This window comes from Cobetia sp. QF-1, from assembly GCF_002213105.1.
GTDB lineage: Bacteria > Pseudomonadota > Gammaproteobacteria > Pseudomonadales > Halomonadaceae > Cobetia > Cobetia crustatorum.
Genome location: NZ_NBVS01000002.1, coordinates 304,071 through 322,622, shown reverse-complemented (window position 1 = coordinate 322,622; position 18,552 = coordinate 304,071). Strand labels below are relative to the sequence as shown.

15 protein-coding genes are annotated in these 18,552 nt (G+C 55.8%); 6 read left to right on the top strand and 9 right to left on the bottom strand.

Features of this window, described 5'->3' with window-relative positions; all coding sequences use genetic code 11:
- The first annotated feature begins 109 nt into the window (after positions 1 to 109).
- Positions 110 to 2,089, top strand: coding sequence for a phosphomethylpyrimidine synthase ThiC (gene thiC, locus CFN46_RS04660; protein ID WP_088742831.1), 1,980 nt, complete (start codon positions 110 to 112; stop codon positions 2,087 to 2,089).
- Positions 2,090 to 2,202: 113 nt separating this feature from the next.
- Here thiC and CFN46_RS04655 read toward each other — a convergent pair whose 3' ends face one another.
- The 5 genes from CFN46_RS04655 to CFN46_RS04635 all read right to left on the bottom strand — a co-directional run bounded on the left by CFN46_RS04655 (position 2,203) and on the right by CFN46_RS04635 (position 6,693).
- Complete coding sequence (locus CFN46_RS04655; protein ID WP_024951109.1) at positions 2,203 to 2,481, bottom strand: peptidylprolyl isomerase; 279 nt, start codon at positions 2,479 to 2,481, stop codon at positions 2,203 to 2,205.
- 79 nt (positions 2,482 to 2,560) lie between these two features.
- Positions 2,561 to 3,067: a hypothetical protein gene (locus CFN46_RS04650; RefSeq protein ID WP_024951108.1), complete on the bottom strand. Its 507-nt coding sequence runs from the start codon at positions 3,065 to 3,067 to the stop codon at positions 2,561 to 2,563.
- Positions 3,068 to 3,268: 201 nt separating this feature from the next.
- Complete coding sequence (locus CFN46_RS04645) at positions 3,269 to 3,670, bottom strand: phasin family protein (protein ID WP_024951107.1); 402 nt, start codon at positions 3,668 to 3,670, stop codon at positions 3,269 to 3,271.
- Between the two features lie 275 nt (positions 3,671 to 3,945).
- Positions 3,946 to 5,193, bottom strand: a complete 1,248-nt coding sequence (locus CFN46_RS04640) for a nuclease-related domain-containing protein (RefSeq protein WP_024951106.1) — start codon at positions 5,191 to 5,193, stop codon at positions 3,946 to 3,948.
- A 168-nt stretch (positions 5,194 to 5,361) separates the two neighbouring features.
- Entirely contained in the window at positions 5,362 to 6,693 is a 1,332-nt protein-coding gene (locus tag CFN46_RS04635) for a GNAT family N-acetyltransferase (protein ID WP_246116563.1), read from the bottom strand.
- A 91-nt stretch (positions 6,694 to 6,784) separates the two neighbouring features.
- On the opposite strand from CFN46_RS04635, the gene CFN46_RS04630 reads away from it, so the two are divergent.
- Complete coding sequence (locus CFN46_RS04630; protein WP_246116564.1) at positions 6,785 to 7,135, top strand: DUF4190 domain-containing protein; 351 nt, start codon at positions 6,785 to 6,787, stop codon at positions 7,133 to 7,135.
- A gap of 184 nt (positions 7,136 to 7,319) precedes the next feature.
- Positions 7,320 to 8,492, top strand: a complete 1,173-nt coding sequence (gene pncB, locus CFN46_RS04625) for a nicotinate phosphoribosyltransferase (RefSeq protein WP_024951103.1) — start codon at positions 7,320 to 7,322, stop codon at positions 8,490 to 8,492.
- Positions 8,493 to 8,642: 150 nt separating this feature from the next.
- Here the strand turns inward: pncB and CFN46_RS04620 are convergent, their stop codons facing one another.
- From CFN46_RS04620 to gap, 4 genes are all read right to left on the bottom strand, one after another.
- The gene (locus CFN46_RS04620; RefSeq protein WP_024951102.1) at positions 8,643 to 9,509 is read right to left on the bottom strand and encodes a dienelactone hydrolase family protein; all 867 of its coding nucleotides are present in this window, start codon (positions 9,507 to 9,509) and stop codon (positions 8,643 to 8,645) included.
- A 66-nt stretch (positions 9,510 to 9,575) separates the two neighbouring features.
- Positions 9,576 to 12,023: a diguanylate cyclase gene (locus CFN46_RS04615; RefSeq protein WP_024951101.1), complete on the bottom strand. Its 2,448-nt coding sequence runs from the start codon at positions 12,021 to 12,023 to the stop codon at positions 9,576 to 9,578.
- A gap of 180 nt (positions 12,024 to 12,203) precedes the next feature.
- The gene (locus CFN46_RS04610) at positions 12,204 to 12,683 is read right to left on the bottom strand and encodes a hypothetical protein (RefSeq protein WP_024951100.1); all 480 of its coding nucleotides are present in this window, start codon (positions 12,681 to 12,683) and stop codon (positions 12,204 to 12,206) included.
- A 659-nt stretch (positions 12,684 to 13,342) separates the two neighbouring features.
- The gene (gap, locus tag CFN46_RS04605; RefSeq protein WP_024951098.1) at positions 13,343 to 14,347 is read right to left on the bottom strand and encodes a type I glyceraldehyde-3-phosphate dehydrogenase; all 1,005 of its coding nucleotides are present in this window, start codon (positions 14,345 to 14,347) and stop codon (positions 13,343 to 13,345) included.
- Between the two features lie 357 nt (positions 14,348 to 14,704).
- Here gap and edd point away from each other — a divergent pair, with 357 nt between their 5' ends.
- The 3 genes from edd to CFN46_RS04590 are packed head-to-tail and all read left to right on the top strand — an operon-like array spanning position 14,705 to position 18,513.
- A complete protein-coding gene (gene edd, locus CFN46_RS04600) occupies positions 14,705 to 16,561 on the top strand; it encodes a phosphogluconate dehydratase (RefSeq protein WP_088742830.1) in 1,857 nt (618 codons plus the stop codon).
- Positions 16,562 to 16,574: 13 nt separating this feature from the next.
- Complete coding sequence (glk, locus tag CFN46_RS04595) at positions 16,575 to 17,591, top strand: glucokinase (protein WP_024951096.1); 1,017 nt, start codon at positions 16,575 to 16,577, stop codon at positions 17,589 to 17,591.
- Between the two features lie 43 nt (positions 17,592 to 17,634).
- A complete protein-coding gene (locus CFN46_RS04590; protein WP_088742829.1) occupies positions 17,635 to 18,513 on the top strand; it encodes a D-hexose-6-phosphate mutarotase in 879 nt (292 codons plus the stop codon).
- Positions 18,514 to 18,552 lie beyond the last annotated feature (39 nt).

The following is an 18,552-nucleotide window of genomic DNA, read 5'->3' as shown; positions in this document are numbered from 1 at the left end:
TCATGACAGTCTTTATGACAGGTACTGGGCTAAACAGTCGTCATCCCTTCCCTACGCACGGTCTTCCCATGATGACGTCCCATGACGTCGCCCCTATGAGGAGACCTGCATGAACACTGCCCAACCTACACAAGACAAGAACGCTTATGACAAAAGTGCACCCAAGGCTCGCGCTCGTGCTGGCCGCAAGGATGGCAGCCGTCACCTGGCGCGCGAAGCGCGTGTCGATGAAGCCGCCATTGCCCCTTTGAGTGGTTCGCGCAAGATCTATATAGAAGGCTCGCGTCCGGACATCCTCGTCCCCATGCGAGAAATTTCTTGCTCGCCAACCCAGACAGCCAACGGGCTGGAAGAGAATCCGGCGATCGTCGTCTATGACACCTCCGGCCCCTATACAGATCCGGCGGTCGACATCGACATTCGCCGCGGTCTGGCTCCCCTGCGTGAACACTGGATCGAAGAACGCGGCGATACCGAGCAGCTCACGCAATTGAGCAGTGAGTACGGCCGTGTTCGCCAAGCGGATTTGCGTCTGTCTTCACTGCGCTTCGAGCTAGATCACCATCCTCGCCGTGCGCTCCCGGGCAAGAATGTCACTCAGCTCCACTATGCACGCCAGGGCATCATCACTCCCGAGATGGAATACATCGCCATCCGCGAGAATCAGCGCCGTATTGCCATGCGTGAGGAATATCAAGGTAGCGAATCTGTGGAAGCAATTCTTGGCCACCAGCATCCCGGCCATAGCTTCGGCGCCAGCCTGCCTGAAGAAATAACGGCAGAGTTCGTACGCGAGGAAGTCGCTCGCGGGCGGGCGATCATTCCTGCCAACATCAATCATCCGGAAAGCGAGCCGATGATCATCGGGCGCAACTTCCTCGTGAAGATCAACGGCAACCTGGGCAACTCGGCAGTCACCTCTTCCATCGAGGAAGAAGTCGACAAGATGACCTGGGGTATTCGCTGGGGCTCCGATACCATCATGGATCTCTCTACCGGTGCCAACATTCACGAAACCCGTGAGTGGATACTGCGCAACTCACCGGTACCCATCGGAACGGTGCCCATGTATCAGGCACTGGAGAAGGTCGATGGCGTCGCGGAAAACCTCGACTGGGAAATCTTCCGCGATACCTTGATCGAGCAAGCCGAACAGGGAGTGGACTATTTCACCATCCATGCCGGCGTATTGCTGCGTTATGTGCCGATGACCGCCAGCCGTGTAACCGGAATCGTCTCGCGCGGCGGTTCGATCATGGCCAAATGGTGCCTCGCTCATCATGAGGAGAGCTTCCTCTACACCCACTTTGAAGATATCTGCGAGATCTGCAAGGTCTACGATATCAGCCTGTCACTGGGCGATGGTCTGCGCCCGGGCTCGGTGGCGGATGCCAACGATGCTGCCCAGTTCAGTGAGCTGGAAACGCTCGGCGAGTTGACGAAAATCGCCTGGCAGCACGATGTGCAGGTGATGATCGAAGGGCCGGGGCATGTGCCGATGCACCTGATAAAGGAAAACATGGACAAGCAGCTCACCGAGTGTGACGAGGCGCCGTTCTACACACTTGGCCCACTGACCACTGATATCGCACCGGGTTACGATCACATTACATCAGGCATCGGTGCCGCGATGATTGGTTGGTTCGGCTGCGCCATGCTCTGCTACGTCACGCCTAAAGAACACCTAGGCCTACCTAACAAGGATGACGTCAAGACGGGCATCATCACCTATAAAATAGCCGCACATGCTGCTGACCTGGCCAAAGGCCATCCAGGCGCGCAGCGTCGCGACAACGCGCTCTCCAAGGCACGTTTCGAATTCCGCTGGGAAGACCAGTTCAATCTTGGATTGGACCCAGATACCGCACGCAGCTTCCATGATGAAACGCTGCCCAAGGACTCTGCCAAGGTCGCACACTTCTGCTCCATGTGCGGGCCGAAGTTCTGCTCCATGAAGATTTCTCAGGAAGTCCGAGACTATGCCAATGAACATGGCCTGACCGGCGATGCAGATAGCGTGATGACTGGCATGCAGGAGCAGGCCGAAAAATTCAAGCGTGAAGGCAGTCAGCTATATCAAGAGGTCTGATGACCAGAGACTAAAGCGCTTTTCATAACGCAAAACGCCCTCGACCAATCATGGCCGAGGGCGTTTTGCTACTGTCTTGCCAACCAGTTACCAAAGGTCAAACGACCCAAGGATCAAGTGCGGCTGGTCACTTCCAGCAGGTGGTAACCGAACTGGGTCTTCACCGGGCCTTGCACGGTATTGATAGGGGCACTGAACACCACCTCATCAAATTCCTTGACCATCATGCCCGGACCGAAAGCTCCAAGATCGCCGCCGCTACGGCCGGACGGGCAAGAGGAATGCTCACTAGCGGCATCAGCAAAATCGCGACCGTTCTCGATTTCGGTCTTGAGAGCTGCACACTGTTCTTCACTGGAAACGAGAATATGACGTGCTGTGGCCTGTGCCATGACTATCACCTGTCACTGATCAAATGGTACCGCGCAAAGCGGCATGGCCTACCATTGTGGCGCAAGGTGGCGCTCGCCGCTAGCGTCCGGCACACACTCGACGCTGATATTGAAGCGCATCCAACGTGCCATTCCCGAGCAAGGCTGCCGTTGCTGCATTACATTCGGCCTCTGCCAACTGATCAGCACCCGACACCTCAGCCCATTGAATATTCCCCACGCTGGGGCGATAACCCAATGCTGCGTTACAGGTCATACGCGTGAGGCTAGCGTGGCGTTGTGAAGGCAAGGCAGGTGGATTAGCCGTCATTTCCTGACAGGATGCTGAAAATAGCTTACTGGCCGCCTGACTGCATCTTGTATGCAGCGTTGCGTTCTGGATTTTTTCAGCACATACCGAGTCATCGATCACTCGCCAATGGAGAGTATCAAAATCAACACTCTGCCCCTGATACTGCATTTCAATATGCTGACGCTGGAGTCCAGCGGTATCCGAAATATGGCTAGTAGCACCTTCACTCAATTGACCGCTCACCCCAGCCACCGTATCCATAAGCGCAGCAAAAACAGCACTGATAGGGTCCATTGCACACTCCCTGTGTCAAGACTCTCAGTATCAAGAAGACGCTTAATGTTAGCTCTTCTCATCAAATTCTGATCACGAGATGATACGTCTATTGGACAATAGCGTAGTCACTCAAATACCAGACACACAAACACCCACCCGGAAGACCGGATGGGTGTTTTATACAGCTCCCTCAATCGAGAGCTGTTGAGCAGATGTCGCTTACTTGGCGGACTTCTGCATGGCCTCAGAAGCGGACTTGGCATTGGTTTCAGCCATTTCCTGCCCTTTCTTGGCATTGGTTTCAGCCAGCTCTTGGCTCTTCTTGGCGAAATCCTGATTCAGTTCGACGACTTTCTGAGTGTCGTTCTGCAGGCGCTCACCAAGCGTCTTGACGGTTTCCTGCTGTTCCTTGACAAAGTTTTGCAGGCCTTCGCTGTCCTTGACTTCAAGCAAGGCACGCGCCTGTGCCATGGAGGCATCAGCATAAGACTTGGTCAGTTCCATCTGGGCGCCAATCAGCTTTTCGCTGTAATCAATGCTTAGAGCACTGAAAGCGCGCAGCGGGGACATGAACATATCATCGAACTGCTTGGTGGACTTATCGAAATTGGCATTGAACATGTGGCACCCTCCAGGGTTTTGGCATCACGCTGAAATGAATCCGGAGCTATGCTCCTTCGGCTATCAGGATTGAACCAAGCTTGTGCGCTATTGCGACCGAGCCATCACTATCAAGCCTTCACTGATAAATAGTGCTCTCGACCAGGTTCCATCCTCGCTGCAATGCAGCATAAGCCACTATTTGCTGCACCGCAACATTATGATGCCAGTATTTCTGTATCCGCGATGTTTCGTCTTCCCCTGATCTGATCCTTGCCAAGAATCAATGCCCTCCCTCATACCTGCTCGCGGCAACGCTCACATAGTAATCGTCCGTCCAACATCTCGTTCTGACCCGGTTGCTGGCATAGCGCGATGCTGTCATTGGACAGCCAGCGACGACACTCATCACAGCGCGGCAGTCCTTCAACATCCTGTGACGAATGTTGCAGATGCTTGGCATATGAATCAGCGCCCTCGAGGGCATCGATATCAGAATGAGAAGACTGCCGACAGCGCGCCGCTTGAAGCCCACGAGCCCCAAGGGGGTGCAGTTCAGCTGTTCTCGGTATCGATGAAGTAGGCTTGAGTGGAGATACCGGTGAACCTGCAAACTCTTGCCTGGGCTTGATGTCTCGATCGGCAGGCTGTGCCGCTACCGAGTCGCTACGTTCACTGGAAGGCTCATTCAAAGCAGCAGGCGTCCAACGATACTCAGAAGCCACATCATTAGCGCGCGGGCCAATCGAGGAGTGCTGCTGGTCTGGCGTCAAGCCAAGCCTCACCGGCCAATCAATCGTTGAGGCGACATGCTGGGCGGCAATCGCATGCCCCAGACGTCGTAAACGACGCTTATCAATACGATGCGTAAAACTACGCAAACGTGTGATAGGAGCCGTCCGGCCACTCACCTGCAGACACTGCTGCCTGAGGCGCGACAGCGACACCAGCGCACGGCTATCAACAATATCTTCTGGAGGACGACTTGCCTGAGCCTCTTCTGCGATCACGACCCGGTACAGCAGCTGAGGTTGGAGCGTCATTCCCATGCGTAACGGCAACAGACCGCACGCTTCCATCCAATCCCGAAAGACGCGACGCTGCTCTGCAATTGCCAGCAGTGGAGAAGGCGTTAAAAGTTGCTCCTGAGAGTCACTAGCAGCGTCTTCACCTTGACTCACCTCGTCATTACCTTCGGTGTGCGCCAGCAGCTCACCAAATGAGGTAATGGCAAGCTGAAGATCAAAGCACGATGCATCCAGCACCCAAGCCTGCATAAGGCAATTGACGAGCAGGTGATCGATCTCGATCACATTATCGCCATGCCCAAGCCTCAAATCATGTAATACGACCCAGTCATCGCGCGCCCCAAGCAGTGAATCCAGCTGCGTAGCAAGCGTACGGCGGCGAGTCTGACGAGCACGCATCATGCGTAGCGTCTGTAATACCTGACAGCGCTCACTGACAGTAAGGGCAGCATCCTGAGCCAGCACCTCAAGTACCAGGACGTCATACTCCCTTGAATCACATTCCTTGATCAGCATGGGAGCCTCTGAAATTAGAATATTAAGATATAACTCAGTATAGCTCCCCATCAGCAAACTTTCTTGCCTTGCAGCAGGCCGACAATATCGACTCGGCATTAGATGAATCGAGTCATGTCAGCGTACTGCCACCTCGATGCAAGGAAACTCAAGGGATAAAATCTTGATCTACGCTCGTTTTATCGAACCAACACTGCCCTTATCGACTAGCAACTCATCTTGTCGGTAAGGCAGCATATCGGTCACCTGCTGACGTGCCTTGGCTATCCAGCGCACTTCCTCTTCGACAGCTTCCGTCACTGCTTCTTGTAGGCCCGGGTGGGCCAGCCAGTGCAATGACCAGGTATCGTAGGCTGAAAAGCCACGACTTATCTTGTGCTCACCCTGCGTACCAGGATCAAAGCGCGTCAGCCCACGCTCCAGACAGAACTCAAGCCCCTGGTAGTAACAGACTTCAAAATGCAGACAGTCAGCCTGAACCTCACTGCCCCACCAACGCCCATACAAGCAATCACTGCCGATCAGACACAGCGCTGCGGCGACAGGTATCCGTGTTTCATCACGCGCCTGAATCAGCAACAGTGCCTCAGGCATGCTGCGTCTGAGTTGGTGGAAAAATTCAATAGGCAGATAGGGACGCTGCCCGCGCTCCATATATGTCATGCAGTAACAGCGATAGAAGGCTTCGAGATCAGCTTCGCTTATCTGCTCACCCTCAAGGCGCACCACTGAAAAGCCTTGATCGGCCACCTTGCGTCGTTCACGACGAATTTCCTTGCGACGCCGGGAACGCAAGCCATCCAGGAAAGCACTGAAGTCCTGCTCGCCCCGTGACTGCCAGTGATACTGCATGCCTGGACGCCGAATAAGATGCGGTACTGCTGCTTGCCAATCGTTGCACTCTTCCTGCTCGGCAAATAGCAGATGGAAGCCACTGTGCTCAAAGCGCCGCAAGGAACCGCCAACGTCAACCGAAGGCGCTGCACCAGCCTCAAGGTGCGGCCATAACCACTTCAACAGTGCACGCCGTGACGGCGCACCATCTCTCGTCACTAATCGCGGGCCAGCGCTCGGCGTAAAGGGAACAGCCGTCAGTTGCTTGGGATAGTAGCGTCCGCCAGCTCGCTCAAGCGCCTCAGCCCATTGTTGATCAAAGACATATTCACCGCGTGAGTGCAGCTTTAGATAGCGTAGCAATCCAGCCATCAGGCGCCCGCTTTCATCGCGTATCAACAGATGTGCCGGATGCCAACCTGTAGCAGCGATAGCCGCGCCACAGGCTTCAAGGGCCACAAGATACGCGTGTTGCAGAAAGGGGTAATCGCCACCGGCCAGGCTATTCCACTCCCGAGCAGAGATATCGCTGATAGAAGTCAGAATCTCTAGCCGCCAGCCACCCGTCTTCTCTGTGGAGTCATCAGATACCATCAAACTATCCGGCATTTCCCGCTGGGACGCATGCTTATCCACCCCATCCTCTGCTCGCCATTGCCCTGTCACCACACTCTCCTCTTGTTCTCCCTGGGGCAGACATGCCGCCCGTCCCAGGACATGCTAGTGTGTCGACATGATGCAGGACAACGAGACCGCCATGACAGACACATCGACGCCCCCCGAAGAATCATCTGCTGATCAAGCCACAAGACAGCCCTATACGCCCACACCACCCGCCCAGGATACCCATGCCCGGACCAATGCCATGGCACTGGTCGCGTTTGCATTGAGCGTACTGGGATGTTTGCTGGCGCCTGCGGCACTTGGAGCCGTTGTCTGTGGCCATATCGCACGCAGCCAGATTCGCAAGACCGGCGAAGCAGGCGACAGCTGGGCACTCGCAGGGCTAGTGCTTGGCTATCTGCTGATCGCTCTATCGCTGGCCGGCCTGCTGATATTCGGCGGGATGATGATGACCATGTTCGGTATCATGGCCTTTAGTAGCTGAGTGTCATTTGCTGACCGCGGGTTGCCAGATATCTGCGATTCAACAACCGTCTCAGCTCGTCAGCGAGCCCACCTAGCTTTCGACTCTATCTCCCGTGCCAACGGGACATGCTTGCCTTGAAGCAAGACCTGTCCCGTCAGCAATTCCGGTTCATCCGAGCCGCCTTACACTTGAGCGAGCCTCGATGTTGCACTCGATTCTCGATAACGACTTTTACAAGTTCACCATGCAAAATGCGGTGGTGAAGCTATTCCCCTATGCCCGTACCCGCTACGCCTTTATCAATCGAGGCGAGCACGCTTTTCCGCCAGGTTTTGGCGAAGCACTGCGTGTAGCAGTGGACAATATGGTCCATCTTGCACTGACAGCGGAAGAGAAAGCCTTTCTCGAGCTCCACTGCCCGTTTCTCGACCCCACCTATCGCGACTTCCTGGCCGGCTTCCGCTTTGACCCCGCCGAAATAACCATCACCCAGACCGGCGATGCGCTGGATGTGCATCTAGAAGGTTACTGGTATCGCACTATCTTGTGGGAAGTTCCGCTGATGGCACTGATCAGTGAGCTCTGGTACCAATTGGGTGGCGATCAACGTGATAACGACCAGGTGCTGCACGACAATACGCAGGCCAAGATAGAGCACTACAAGCGACTTGGTATCCGCGTCGCTGAATTCGGCACGCGTCGTCGGCACTCTTACGATGTGCACGACAAGGTTGTCGCCACACTCAAAGAGCAGGGTCGTGGCTGCTTTATCGGCACCAGCAATGTTCACATGGCACAGCGCCATGGAATCAAGCCGATTGGCACCCATGCCCATGAGTGGTTCATGTTCCATGCTGCGCGCTTCGGCTTCAAGATGGCCAATATTCTGGCGCTGGAAAATTGGGTCAAGGTCTACCGGGGAGATCTCGGTATCGCCCTATCGGATACCTTTACCAGCCGTGCCTTCTTCCGCAGCTTCGACAAGAAGTTTGCCAAACTGTTTGACGGCGTGCGCCATGACAGTGCCGATCCGATTGAATTCGCTGAAGCCACCATCCGTCACTATGAATCGCTAGGCATTGACCCCAAAACCAAGACCATCGTGTTCTCCGATGGATTGGATACTGACAAGGTCGATCGTATCGTGCGCTACTGTGCCGGACGCATCGGCATGTCTTTTGGCATCGGCACCAATTTCACTAATGATGTAGGACCGCAGCCAATGAACATGGTCATCAAGATGACCGAAGCACGCCCGGAAGGACAAGACTGGGTGCCCGTCATCAAGCTCTCCGATGTCTCCAGCAAGCATACCGGTGATCCAGATATGATTCGGCTTGCCCACCAAGTGCTCTCATTGAAAGAGCTGGACTGAATATCGATCTGGCCCTACCGATGCAAGCACGGTATATCGTGCCAAGTGCTTTACATAAACTTGAGCGTATCTACGTAAAAAGCCCACTCGGAGCAATACCGGGTGGGCTTTTGTCATTTCAAGACTCTGCCATCTACAACTCAGGCGCGCTCAGGGCTGCGGCGACGTCTTCGGAGACTTGAAGACTTCATTGAACAGGTTGAGCATCACCTGCCATGACGCTGCATCGGCTGCTGCATCATAGGCCAGCGGGAGATCGTACTTGGCTCCCTTGGCGTTGGACTCCGGATTGGTGAACGCATGCTTGGCGCCGGGATACTGAATCAGCGTTGCACGTGTATTCAGCGACTTGAAGGTCGCCAGCAAACTGTCCAATCCTTCTTGAGGTACAAGAGAATCAGCCTCGCCATTCTGAATGACGACACGGCCCGCGAAAGCCTTGGGGTCTTTCACCGCGATGCCAGGACTACCGTGGAAGCTGACAACAGCCTTGAGCGGTGCACCACTGAGCGCCATATTAAGCACTACCCCACCGCCGAAGCAGTATCCGATCGCGGCCATGCGCTCTCCATCCACCTCTGGACGTGAACGAAGCACTGCCAATGCTGAGTTGACGCTCGATTCTGCTTTGGGCCAATCGCCCATCACCGCACTGGAAAAAGCCTTGGCATCCTGCGGATGTTCCGCTGTACGGCCACCGCCATACATGTCTACCGCCATCACGACATACCCCAGTCCTGCCAACTGTTCGGCACGTTTGCGGGCATAGCTATTCAATCCCCACCACTCGTGCACAAGCAAGATGCCCGGACGACGCCCCTTTGCCTTGGCATCCCGCGCAATCAGACCGACGTGCTCTTCACCGTTAGCACGGTAGGTCACTGTTTCGGTGATGACTTGCGGGCCTTCCAGACGATTGATCAGTGGCTGATCTTCCGCAGCCAATGCCTGCCCTGCAGAAAACACCGATTGTGCAAACAGCAGAGTGCCGGCGCACCAGGTATGTAACATTCGCATCGCCTACTCCTTGTACGAGACTCTAAACACCGGCGACAGAACCCAAGTCAAGTATGCCGGCATTCCTCAATTGTCCTCGCTCCTTGCCTGCGATGCCAGTATCACCCGGTTGCGGCCACTGCGTTTGGCACTGTAAAGCGCCATATCAGCACGATGAAGATAGGCCTCACGGCTTTCTCCAGGCTCCGGCGATGCCACGCCCATACTGATGGTGCATCTCAGTTTCAGTGTCTTGAATCTGAATTCAAGGGCGGCAATTTGCTGACGCAGGCGCTCTGCCATGCTGACGCCGGTAGCAGTGCCGGCGTCAGCCAGCAATACGGCAAACTCCTCACCTCCCAACCGCGCAAAACAATCATCGCGGCGTAGCTGCTGACGACATGCCTCTCCCAGGTGCGTCAACACCTGGTCACCGGCAGCGTGGCCATGGCCGTCATTGATTCTCTTGAAGTGATCAATATCAAACAGAATCAATGCCAGCTGCTCTCGCGAGGACGAAGCCAGCAGCGTATCTAGCGTTTCGAAGAAACAGTCGCGTGTCATAGCTCCTGTCATGGCGTCGGTCATCGCTTCATGCTCTCGACGCTGCTCAATCAACTTACGCTCATGAATATTGCGTGAAACCGACAGCACCCGCTCGTAGCGCCCGGTGCCAGGGTCCATTGATGGTGTGGAGATCGACTCAAACCACAGGGTGTGGCCGTCCTTGTGCTGAATTCTAAAATCAACCCGAAATACTTCGCCAAGACAGGCCGATCGATGAACCTCCTTAGCGACACGCATCATGTCATCAGGATGAATCATCTTCTTTATCTCTTGCCCGCAAATTTCCTCGACACGGAATCCACACAGTTTTTCCACCGACGGACTGATGTATTGGCAGATTCCATCGGAGCCCTCGATGCTGACCAGATCACTCACTGAATTCAAAATGAAGCGATAACGCTCCTCGCTCAGCCGCAAGGCGCGCTCAATACGATGACGGGCCGTCACATCATCACAATAGCCATTCCAGGTGATACTGCCATCCGGTACATCCGTAGGCTGTGGCAATGCAACACAGGCCAGCCAGCGCTCTTGTCCATCGGGATGCTCATAGCGCAACTCCAACTCCATAGGAGATTGCTCACCTGCACTGCAACGTGCCGATGCCAATAGCTCAATGCGGTCCTGATCAGATATACGCGAAAGAAAGAGAGAGGGATCCGCGAGTACTGTCTCGACCTCCAGCCCTAACAATTGGGCCGCGACCGGCGACAGGTAGGTGTAGATAAAAACATCATCACGACTCAATTTGCACTGGAAGATGACACCGGGCATCTGTTGCATCAGATGCTCCAACTGACGTCGACTCGCTTCACCGCGACTGACATCACTAAGCTGGCCCAGTACCTCAGTTACCTCACCGTCTGAGGCATAGCTCAGATGCATATCATCCTGAAAATAACGCTGCCGACCATCCACATGACGGAAGGCATAACAGAAACTCAAACCGGTCAGCCGGTCACGAATCGCAGCAGCGAAACGCTCTCGGCAATCGTCAAGCTCATCCTGATCCATTCGCGTCTGCCAGATACGCGGACTGGCCAGCAATAGATCACGCGACAATCCCGTCAGGATCTCACTGCCAGCAGAGATGAACTGCAACTCTTCCGGCGGCCATTCTCCGCGAGTGGCATATCGCGTTCCAGGAGTATCATGGACCTGCTGAACAAGACGGCTCTGTTGACTGATAGCCTGCTCAAGACGCTGATGGACAGCACTGATATCGCGCGTCATGACGGCAACTTGCTGGACTCCATTGCTCGGGGATCGCCCCAGACTGATCAGCTGCACCGACAAACGACATTCCCCGCGTGGCAGTGACAGGCTGATATCACAATGCCGTGGTTCTGCACTATTCAGACAACGCATGACGTGCGTGAAATACAGACGATCCAGCGACTTCCCCGCATGAATATAGGCTGCATCGTGGTAGAGGTGCCAAGCAGGATTGGCATGCTGGAGGGCCAATGTCGTCTCATCCAATGACAGAATCGCCATGGGGTCACGGCTACGGATCATCATCAGCCGATAAGCCTTCAACTGTTGACGTTCTTCTTCAGCTTCCTGCTCACGCCGAGTAATGTCGGATGCCCTTCCGCAGACAGGGTGCCCATCACCGGATGCCCACAAGCACTCTTCAAACAGCAATACCTGCCCACTACGATCCCGTATCTGGTAGCTGATACGCTCAACCCTACCCACAGATGAACGAAAATGACTCAGCCGCTGACGATCTGCTATCGATACCAACGACAGCCACAACCCGGGCTGTTTAAGAAAATCACGTACCGAATATCCCAACAAGCGTTCAGCAGCAGCATTCAAGCCGATGAAGCGCTGACCATCAGCGCTCAACGTGAACATGATATCTGCGACGACAGCGTGATGATGCAGCAGCAGACGGCTGTCGGTGAATGACTCAGGCAACGTGAACCCCTTCTTCATGCGATTCTCTTCAGAATGCCCCATCCAGCACTCCCGCAGCCAGAAACATTCACCAACGTTGGCCGCTGATGATGCCATGCCGTGAGAAAACGACTACAAACACGAAAGCCCGGAGCAAGGCTCCGGGCTTTCATTATCGGCACTACCTAGGCATGGCCATCAAGCTGCATGTGCGATTCACATGGAATGAAGATCGGCCGCGGACTATCCCTGCGCAGAGCGCTGAATAGCGTCATCTGTCGTAGTAGAGGAAGCAACATCTTTCTGAACAGCATGCTGACTATCGCGTGAAGGCGTCGCCTGCCGGGAATCACTTCGTGCCTTTTCCTTCCCACGAGGATCCTTGGTACGCGAATCACTGGAGCGCTTGTGGCTGGTACTTTTATGACGGGAGTTCTTGTGATGGGAACTCATATCCGGAGTACTGCTATCCGGAGTACTGCTATCCAGAGTACCTCGCTGCGATGGAATGCCCATACGAGCACGGAGGTGCTCCATCAGCGCCCGAAAGTCATCGGGTTCCATCGCTATTCGTTCAGCAGCAGCGCTTTCCTGCCATAGAACATAGATAGCCGGCTGCTCACGTCCAAGATCCATGCCCACGACTTTCCCCTGACGTTGAGTACGCGGGTCTCGTAATGTGGCACCAATCAGTTCATGAGCTTCGCGGATGGCATCGTGCATCTGAGACAGCCTGCTATGGAAGTCGAAGATCTGCCGGATAATTAAGCGGCAGTGCGGCAATACCTTCCCTGCATTGCACACAAGACGTAAACACTCGCAGGCCGATACAAACTACCTGCATGAATCGACACTAAACACGCAAGCGACTCATTCTTGAGCATTGCGGCATGTCAAGGTCAAAGTGTAACACACCAGCGCAGATTCGCTAATCGTTGCACTTTGCTTTCGACGAAGCCTGCATGATGGTGATTATTAGCTGCATTTTGCCGCACGTTATACCACCTGACTTTCAAACCTGTCGCCATCTTCAGAAATCCCGTCGCACATAAACCACCCTTCTGGCGCCGGCTAGCGACATGTTTCGATAAAATGGTCAGGAATAGCGATATGTTCTCTTGCCACGTGCCACCCCTCAGGCGAAAAAAAACCTCCCCATAAGGGGAGGTTCAAAGAGTGGATGACGCGATGTCATTCCGAGCAGCATCGATAGCCGGTCTTGGCGCCAACCCTGACCGACAGCCGATTCAAAGGGGACGAATGGCATTGCCTTGTCCGTGGAGCCTATGCGCGACGCGAGAATCCTCGGGCCATTCGTCCTCACCTGTTGAGAGTGCCACCTCAAGGACGGCACTCTCCTTAATTCATGTTGCAGAGTCGCGTTAGTTTGCTGCTTGCATCGCCAGCGCAGTATCGAGCATGCGGTTGGAGAAGCCCCACTCGTTGTCATACCACGCCATGACCTTGACCAGACGGTCATTGCTGACACGAGTGTGATTGCTGTCAAAGGTAGAGGAATGCGCATCGTGATTGAAATCGATGGACACCAGCGGCAGCGAGTTGACAGCCAGCACACTGGAACCTTCAGCAGCACGTGCGACGATCGCATTGATCTCTTCAACAGTTGTATCGCGAGATGCCGTAAAGGTCAGGTCAACCAATGACACATTGATGACCGGCACACGAATCGCCAGACCATCCAGCTTGCCATTCAACTCCGGCAGCACCAGACCAACAGCTGCTGCAGCACCCGTTTTGGTCGGGATCATGGAGTGGGTAGCACTACGGGCGCGGTACGGGTCGGAGTGGTAAACATCCGACAAGTTCTGATCGTTGGTGTAAGCATGGATGGTCGTCATCAGACCATTCTCGATACCCACCTCAGCGTTCAATGCCTTGGCAACCGGCGCGAGGCAATTGGTGGTGCAAGAAGCATTGGACACGACCTGATGCTCAGCCGTCAGCACGTCTTCATTGACACCAAAAACGACAGTCGCATCAGCATCGCCACTCGGTGCGGAGATCAGCACACGCTTGGCACCCGCCTCAATGTGCTTGGCAGCAGCAGCACGCTTGGTGAACAGACCAGTACATTCCATGACCAGGTCAATATTCAAGCTCGCCCACGGCAGCTTGGACGGGTCACGCTCAGCCAGAATGCGGATCTTGTCGTCACCGACGAATAGATTCTCTTCGTCATAAGAGACTGTTTCTGCGAAACGACCATGCACGGTATCACGGCTCAACAGGTGAGCGTTGAGCTCCGGGGCGCCCAGATCATTGATGGCAACCACCTGGATACGATCGTTGTATTGGCCTTCATACAGCGCACGCAACACATTGCGACCGATGCGACCAAAACCGTTGATGGCGACGCGTAATGTCATGACTCAACTCCTGTGGCGTATGGCTCGTGCAGGACAGCACTTGGGATCAGAACGACGGGTAAACAAATGCGTTCCATGAAAGTATCCTACACGCTTTTGCCATAATTTGGCCGAAAGTCGTCCAGTCTTCAAGCAGTTTTTTTGCTAAATTTACCGAATATTCCGAACAAATGCGTTTTTTGGGGTCCATGAAGCGGTAATGTAGCCTGCTCCCGATAAGGTAGCGGTACCGAGAGACTTTACACCGCTGCCACCACTGGATAGCGTCGCTCAGAGTGAGCACGCTTACAGTGCGAAAAATGCCTATTTATTCGCCAGCCTCGGCGCCCTGCGCCGCCTGACCCATGAGGTAAGAGCATGTCAGTCAACCCGACCGTCGAGCGCGTGACTCAGCGCATCATTGAACGCTCCAGCGAGCGCCGTGCCGCCTACGAGCAGCTGATGGAAGCGCAGCAGCGACGTGGTGTGCACCGATCAGAGCTATCTTGCGGCAATCTGGCGCACGGCTTCGCGGCCTGTGGCGAGACCGACAAGAATCGTCTCAAGCTGATGAATTCTGCCAATCTGGGCATCATCTCGGCATATAACGACATGCTGTCGGCACATCAGCCTTTCGAGGACTATCCGCGCATCATCAAGGAAGCGGTACAGTTCATGGGCTCTACCGCCCAGTTTGCCGGCGGTGTTCCGGCGATGTGTGACGGCGTGACCCAAGGCCAGCCAGGCATGGAGCTGTCGCTATTCTCCCGCGACCTGATTGCCATGGCGGCAGCTGTCGGCCTGTCTCACAACATGTTCGATGGCGCACTGTTCCTTGGCGTTTGCGACAAGATTGTGCCGGGCCTGTTTATCGCAGCCGCGCGCTTTGGCCACCTACCTAGCCTCTTCGTGCCTGCTGGCCCGATGCCTTCCGGTCTTCCCAACAATGAGAAGGCACGTGTTCGTCAGCTGTTCGCTGAAGGCAAGGTGGATCGCGATGCGCTACTCGAGGCCGAATCTGCCTCCTACCATAGTGCGGGCACCTGTACCTTCTATGGCACCGCCAACTCCAACCAGTTGATGGTAGAGCTGATGGGTCTACACCTGCCGGGTGCCTCCTTCGTCAACCCGGGCACGCCGCTGCGCGAAGCTCTGACGCGCCATGCTGCTGAACAAACCATCCGCAACAGCGAAGTTGGTGGCGATTACCGCCCCTTCTATCGTCAGATCGATGCGCGCGCCATTGTCAATGCCATGGTTGGCCTACTGGCCTCCGGCGGCTCTACCAACCATACGCTGCACCTCGTTGCGATGGCGGGTGCTGCTGGCGTCACTATCACTTGGGATGACTTCACCGAGCTATCAGCAGTCATCCCGAGCCTGACGCGCATCTACCCGAATGGTCAGGCCGATATCAATCACTTCCAGGCAGCAGGCGGCATGAGCTTCTTGATTCGCGAATTGCTCAACGCTGGCATGTTGCATGACATCACCACTCAGGATGGCGGCACGCTCGCCAACTATATTCGCGAGCCCTTCCTTGAAAACGGCAAGCTGGTCTGGAAGGACGGCCCGACGGATAGCCTCGACGAAGATGTGCTACGTCCAGTGGCCAATCCGTTCGCCCCCACCGGTGGCTTGACCGTCTTGGATGGCAATATAGGCCGCGGCGTCATCAAGGTATCTGCCGTCAAGGCCGAGCATCGTATTGTCGAAGCGCCAGTTCGTCTGTTCAGTGATCAAGACGAAATGAAGGCAGCCTTTGAAGCCGGCGAGCTTGAACAGGACATGATCGCGGTCGTGCGCTATCAGGGACCGCGTGCCAATGGCATGCCAGAGCTGCACAAACTGACGCCGTATCTGGGCATCCTGCAAGACCGTGGCTACAAGGTGGCACTGGTCACCGATGGCCGTATGTCTGGCGCGTCCGGCAAGGTGCCTGCCGCTATCCATATGACACCGGAAGCACTCGATGGCGGACCACTGGCCCGTCTACGCGAAGGTGATGTTGTCCGCCTGGATGCCAATGCTGGCACACTTGAAGCGCTGGTCAGCGAGAGCGAATGGGCTAGCCGTGATGCTGAGCACGTTGCCCGTGACATCTACCATCATGGCTTGGGTCGCGAGCTATTCTCCGGCATGCGCTCCCTCGTAGGTGGCGCGGAGGAAGGCGCCTCCAGCTTCGCAGGCTACGGCGACCTACCGGGCAGTGGTCACGATCGCGACACGCACTAAAGGCGCCCGGCTCATGACTACTGAAACGCCGCGTCGCTTTGCTCTGGTCGGCGATATCGGTGGCACCAATGCCCGGTTGGCACTTGTCCAGCCGGGCAGCCACACGCTGCATGATATCCAGACGCTTGCCTGCGCCGATCATGTCGGCCTGGTGGATGCCATCCAGACTTATTATCAGTCGCTAGGCCTCACGCTGGAGGACCAGCCAACGGAAGCTTGTCTGGCTTTCGCTTGCCCCGTGCACAATGAGCACGTGCGGATGACCAATAATCACTGGGAATTCGGCAAGTCTGATGCACGCGCTGCACTCAGCCTTGAGCGCTTCAAGTGCATTAACGACTTCACCGCCATGGCGCTGGGCGTGCCGTATATCTCAGCCAATGAGCGCATCGCTATCGGCGCTGACATGACCGAAGGTAGCGGAGACGACGCTTCACCACGGCTGGTAATTGGCCCGGGGACGGGGCTTGGTGTGGCCGGACTGGTTCGCGGCGCTCACAACTGGATTCCACTGGCAACCGAAGGTGGGCATGCTGGCTTTGCGCCAACCGATGACGTCGAGGATGGTCTGCTGGCCATCTTCCGCCGTAAACATGGTCGCGTATCAGTCGAACGCCTGCTGTGTGGCCAGGGAATGCTAGAGATCTATCAGGCACTCGGCGAGCTACGCGGCTTGCCAACACCGCTTGAGAGCACTGCCTGCGTCAGCCGAGCAGCACATGCCCGACATCATCAAGGACAGCCGGATGACCCACTGGCCTTCGATGCGGTACTGCGCTTCATGAAGATCCTTGGCAACGTGGCCGGTGATGCTGCGTTGACATTAGGTGCTCGTGGTGGCGTTTATCTCTGCGGTGGCGTGTTACCACGTAATCTTGACCTGCTGACCCAGAGTGATTTCCGGCGCGCCTTCACCGACAAAAACCGTATGAGCCGTTACAATGCCGCGATCCCCACCTGGGTGGTAACCGCGCCGTGGACCGGCCTGCTGGGCGCCGCCGAGGCACTGCACAATGAAGAGGTGGCGTGACGCATTAGCGTCTGCCCCTCCTGAACCGTCGAGGTAGCCCGAGATGATTCCTGAAAGTCTGCGCGCATTGGTCGATGCCACCACCGGCCAACGCAATGTCGAGTGGCAGGGGCGCACCCTGCTCATCATCAACCAGCCCTGGGGTGAACTGGCCGTCTGCCATCAGGGCGCTCAGGTGTTGCACTATCAGCCAGCAGGCGACTCGCCATGGCTGTGGGTGACCGCAACACCTGCGGCACTGCCGGGCAGTATTCGCGGTGGCATCCCCTTGTGCTGGCCATGGTTTGCCGATGAGTATCCTGCAGGTGAAACTGAACTTCACGGCCCGGCACGCAAAGCTGGTTGGCGTATCGATGCCGTCGACGAAGATGAGGAAGGCGTCGAAGTGCATGCCTCTCCCGAGACAACGCTGCATACCGCACTCACACCTCGCGTGGTGATCTTTGCGGGCCGACGTTTCCTCAAGGTCGAACTGATCACCGAAAACAATGGTGATGCACCGATCAAGATGACAGCCGCCCTGCACACGTACTTTGCCGTGCCGGATGCTTTCGCGTGTCGTGTGACCGGCCTCGCCGGCGCCAGCTATCTGGACAAGCGACAAGACTTCTCGCGCTTTGATCAACAGGGCGAGCTGGGTGTGCGCGGACCACTGGACCGCATCTACCAGTCCAGCAAGATCCAAGTGCTGGAAGATGGTCAGCGCCGACTGCGTATCGCCAAGCAGGGCTCCGACTCGACCGTGGTATGGCATCCGGGCGATACGCCACCGGCCGACACCAGCGTTGAGGATGCGCGCGGCTTCCTGTGCGTCGAAACAGCCTGCACGCGTCTTGACCCGGTGTGGCTGCCGCCAGGTGCTCAGCATCTATTGGTTCAGCATATTTCGCCGCTGACGGATGATGAAACCAGCAACAACTGACTGTCTGCTTGCCATGCTATCCATACCGGCATGGCAGGT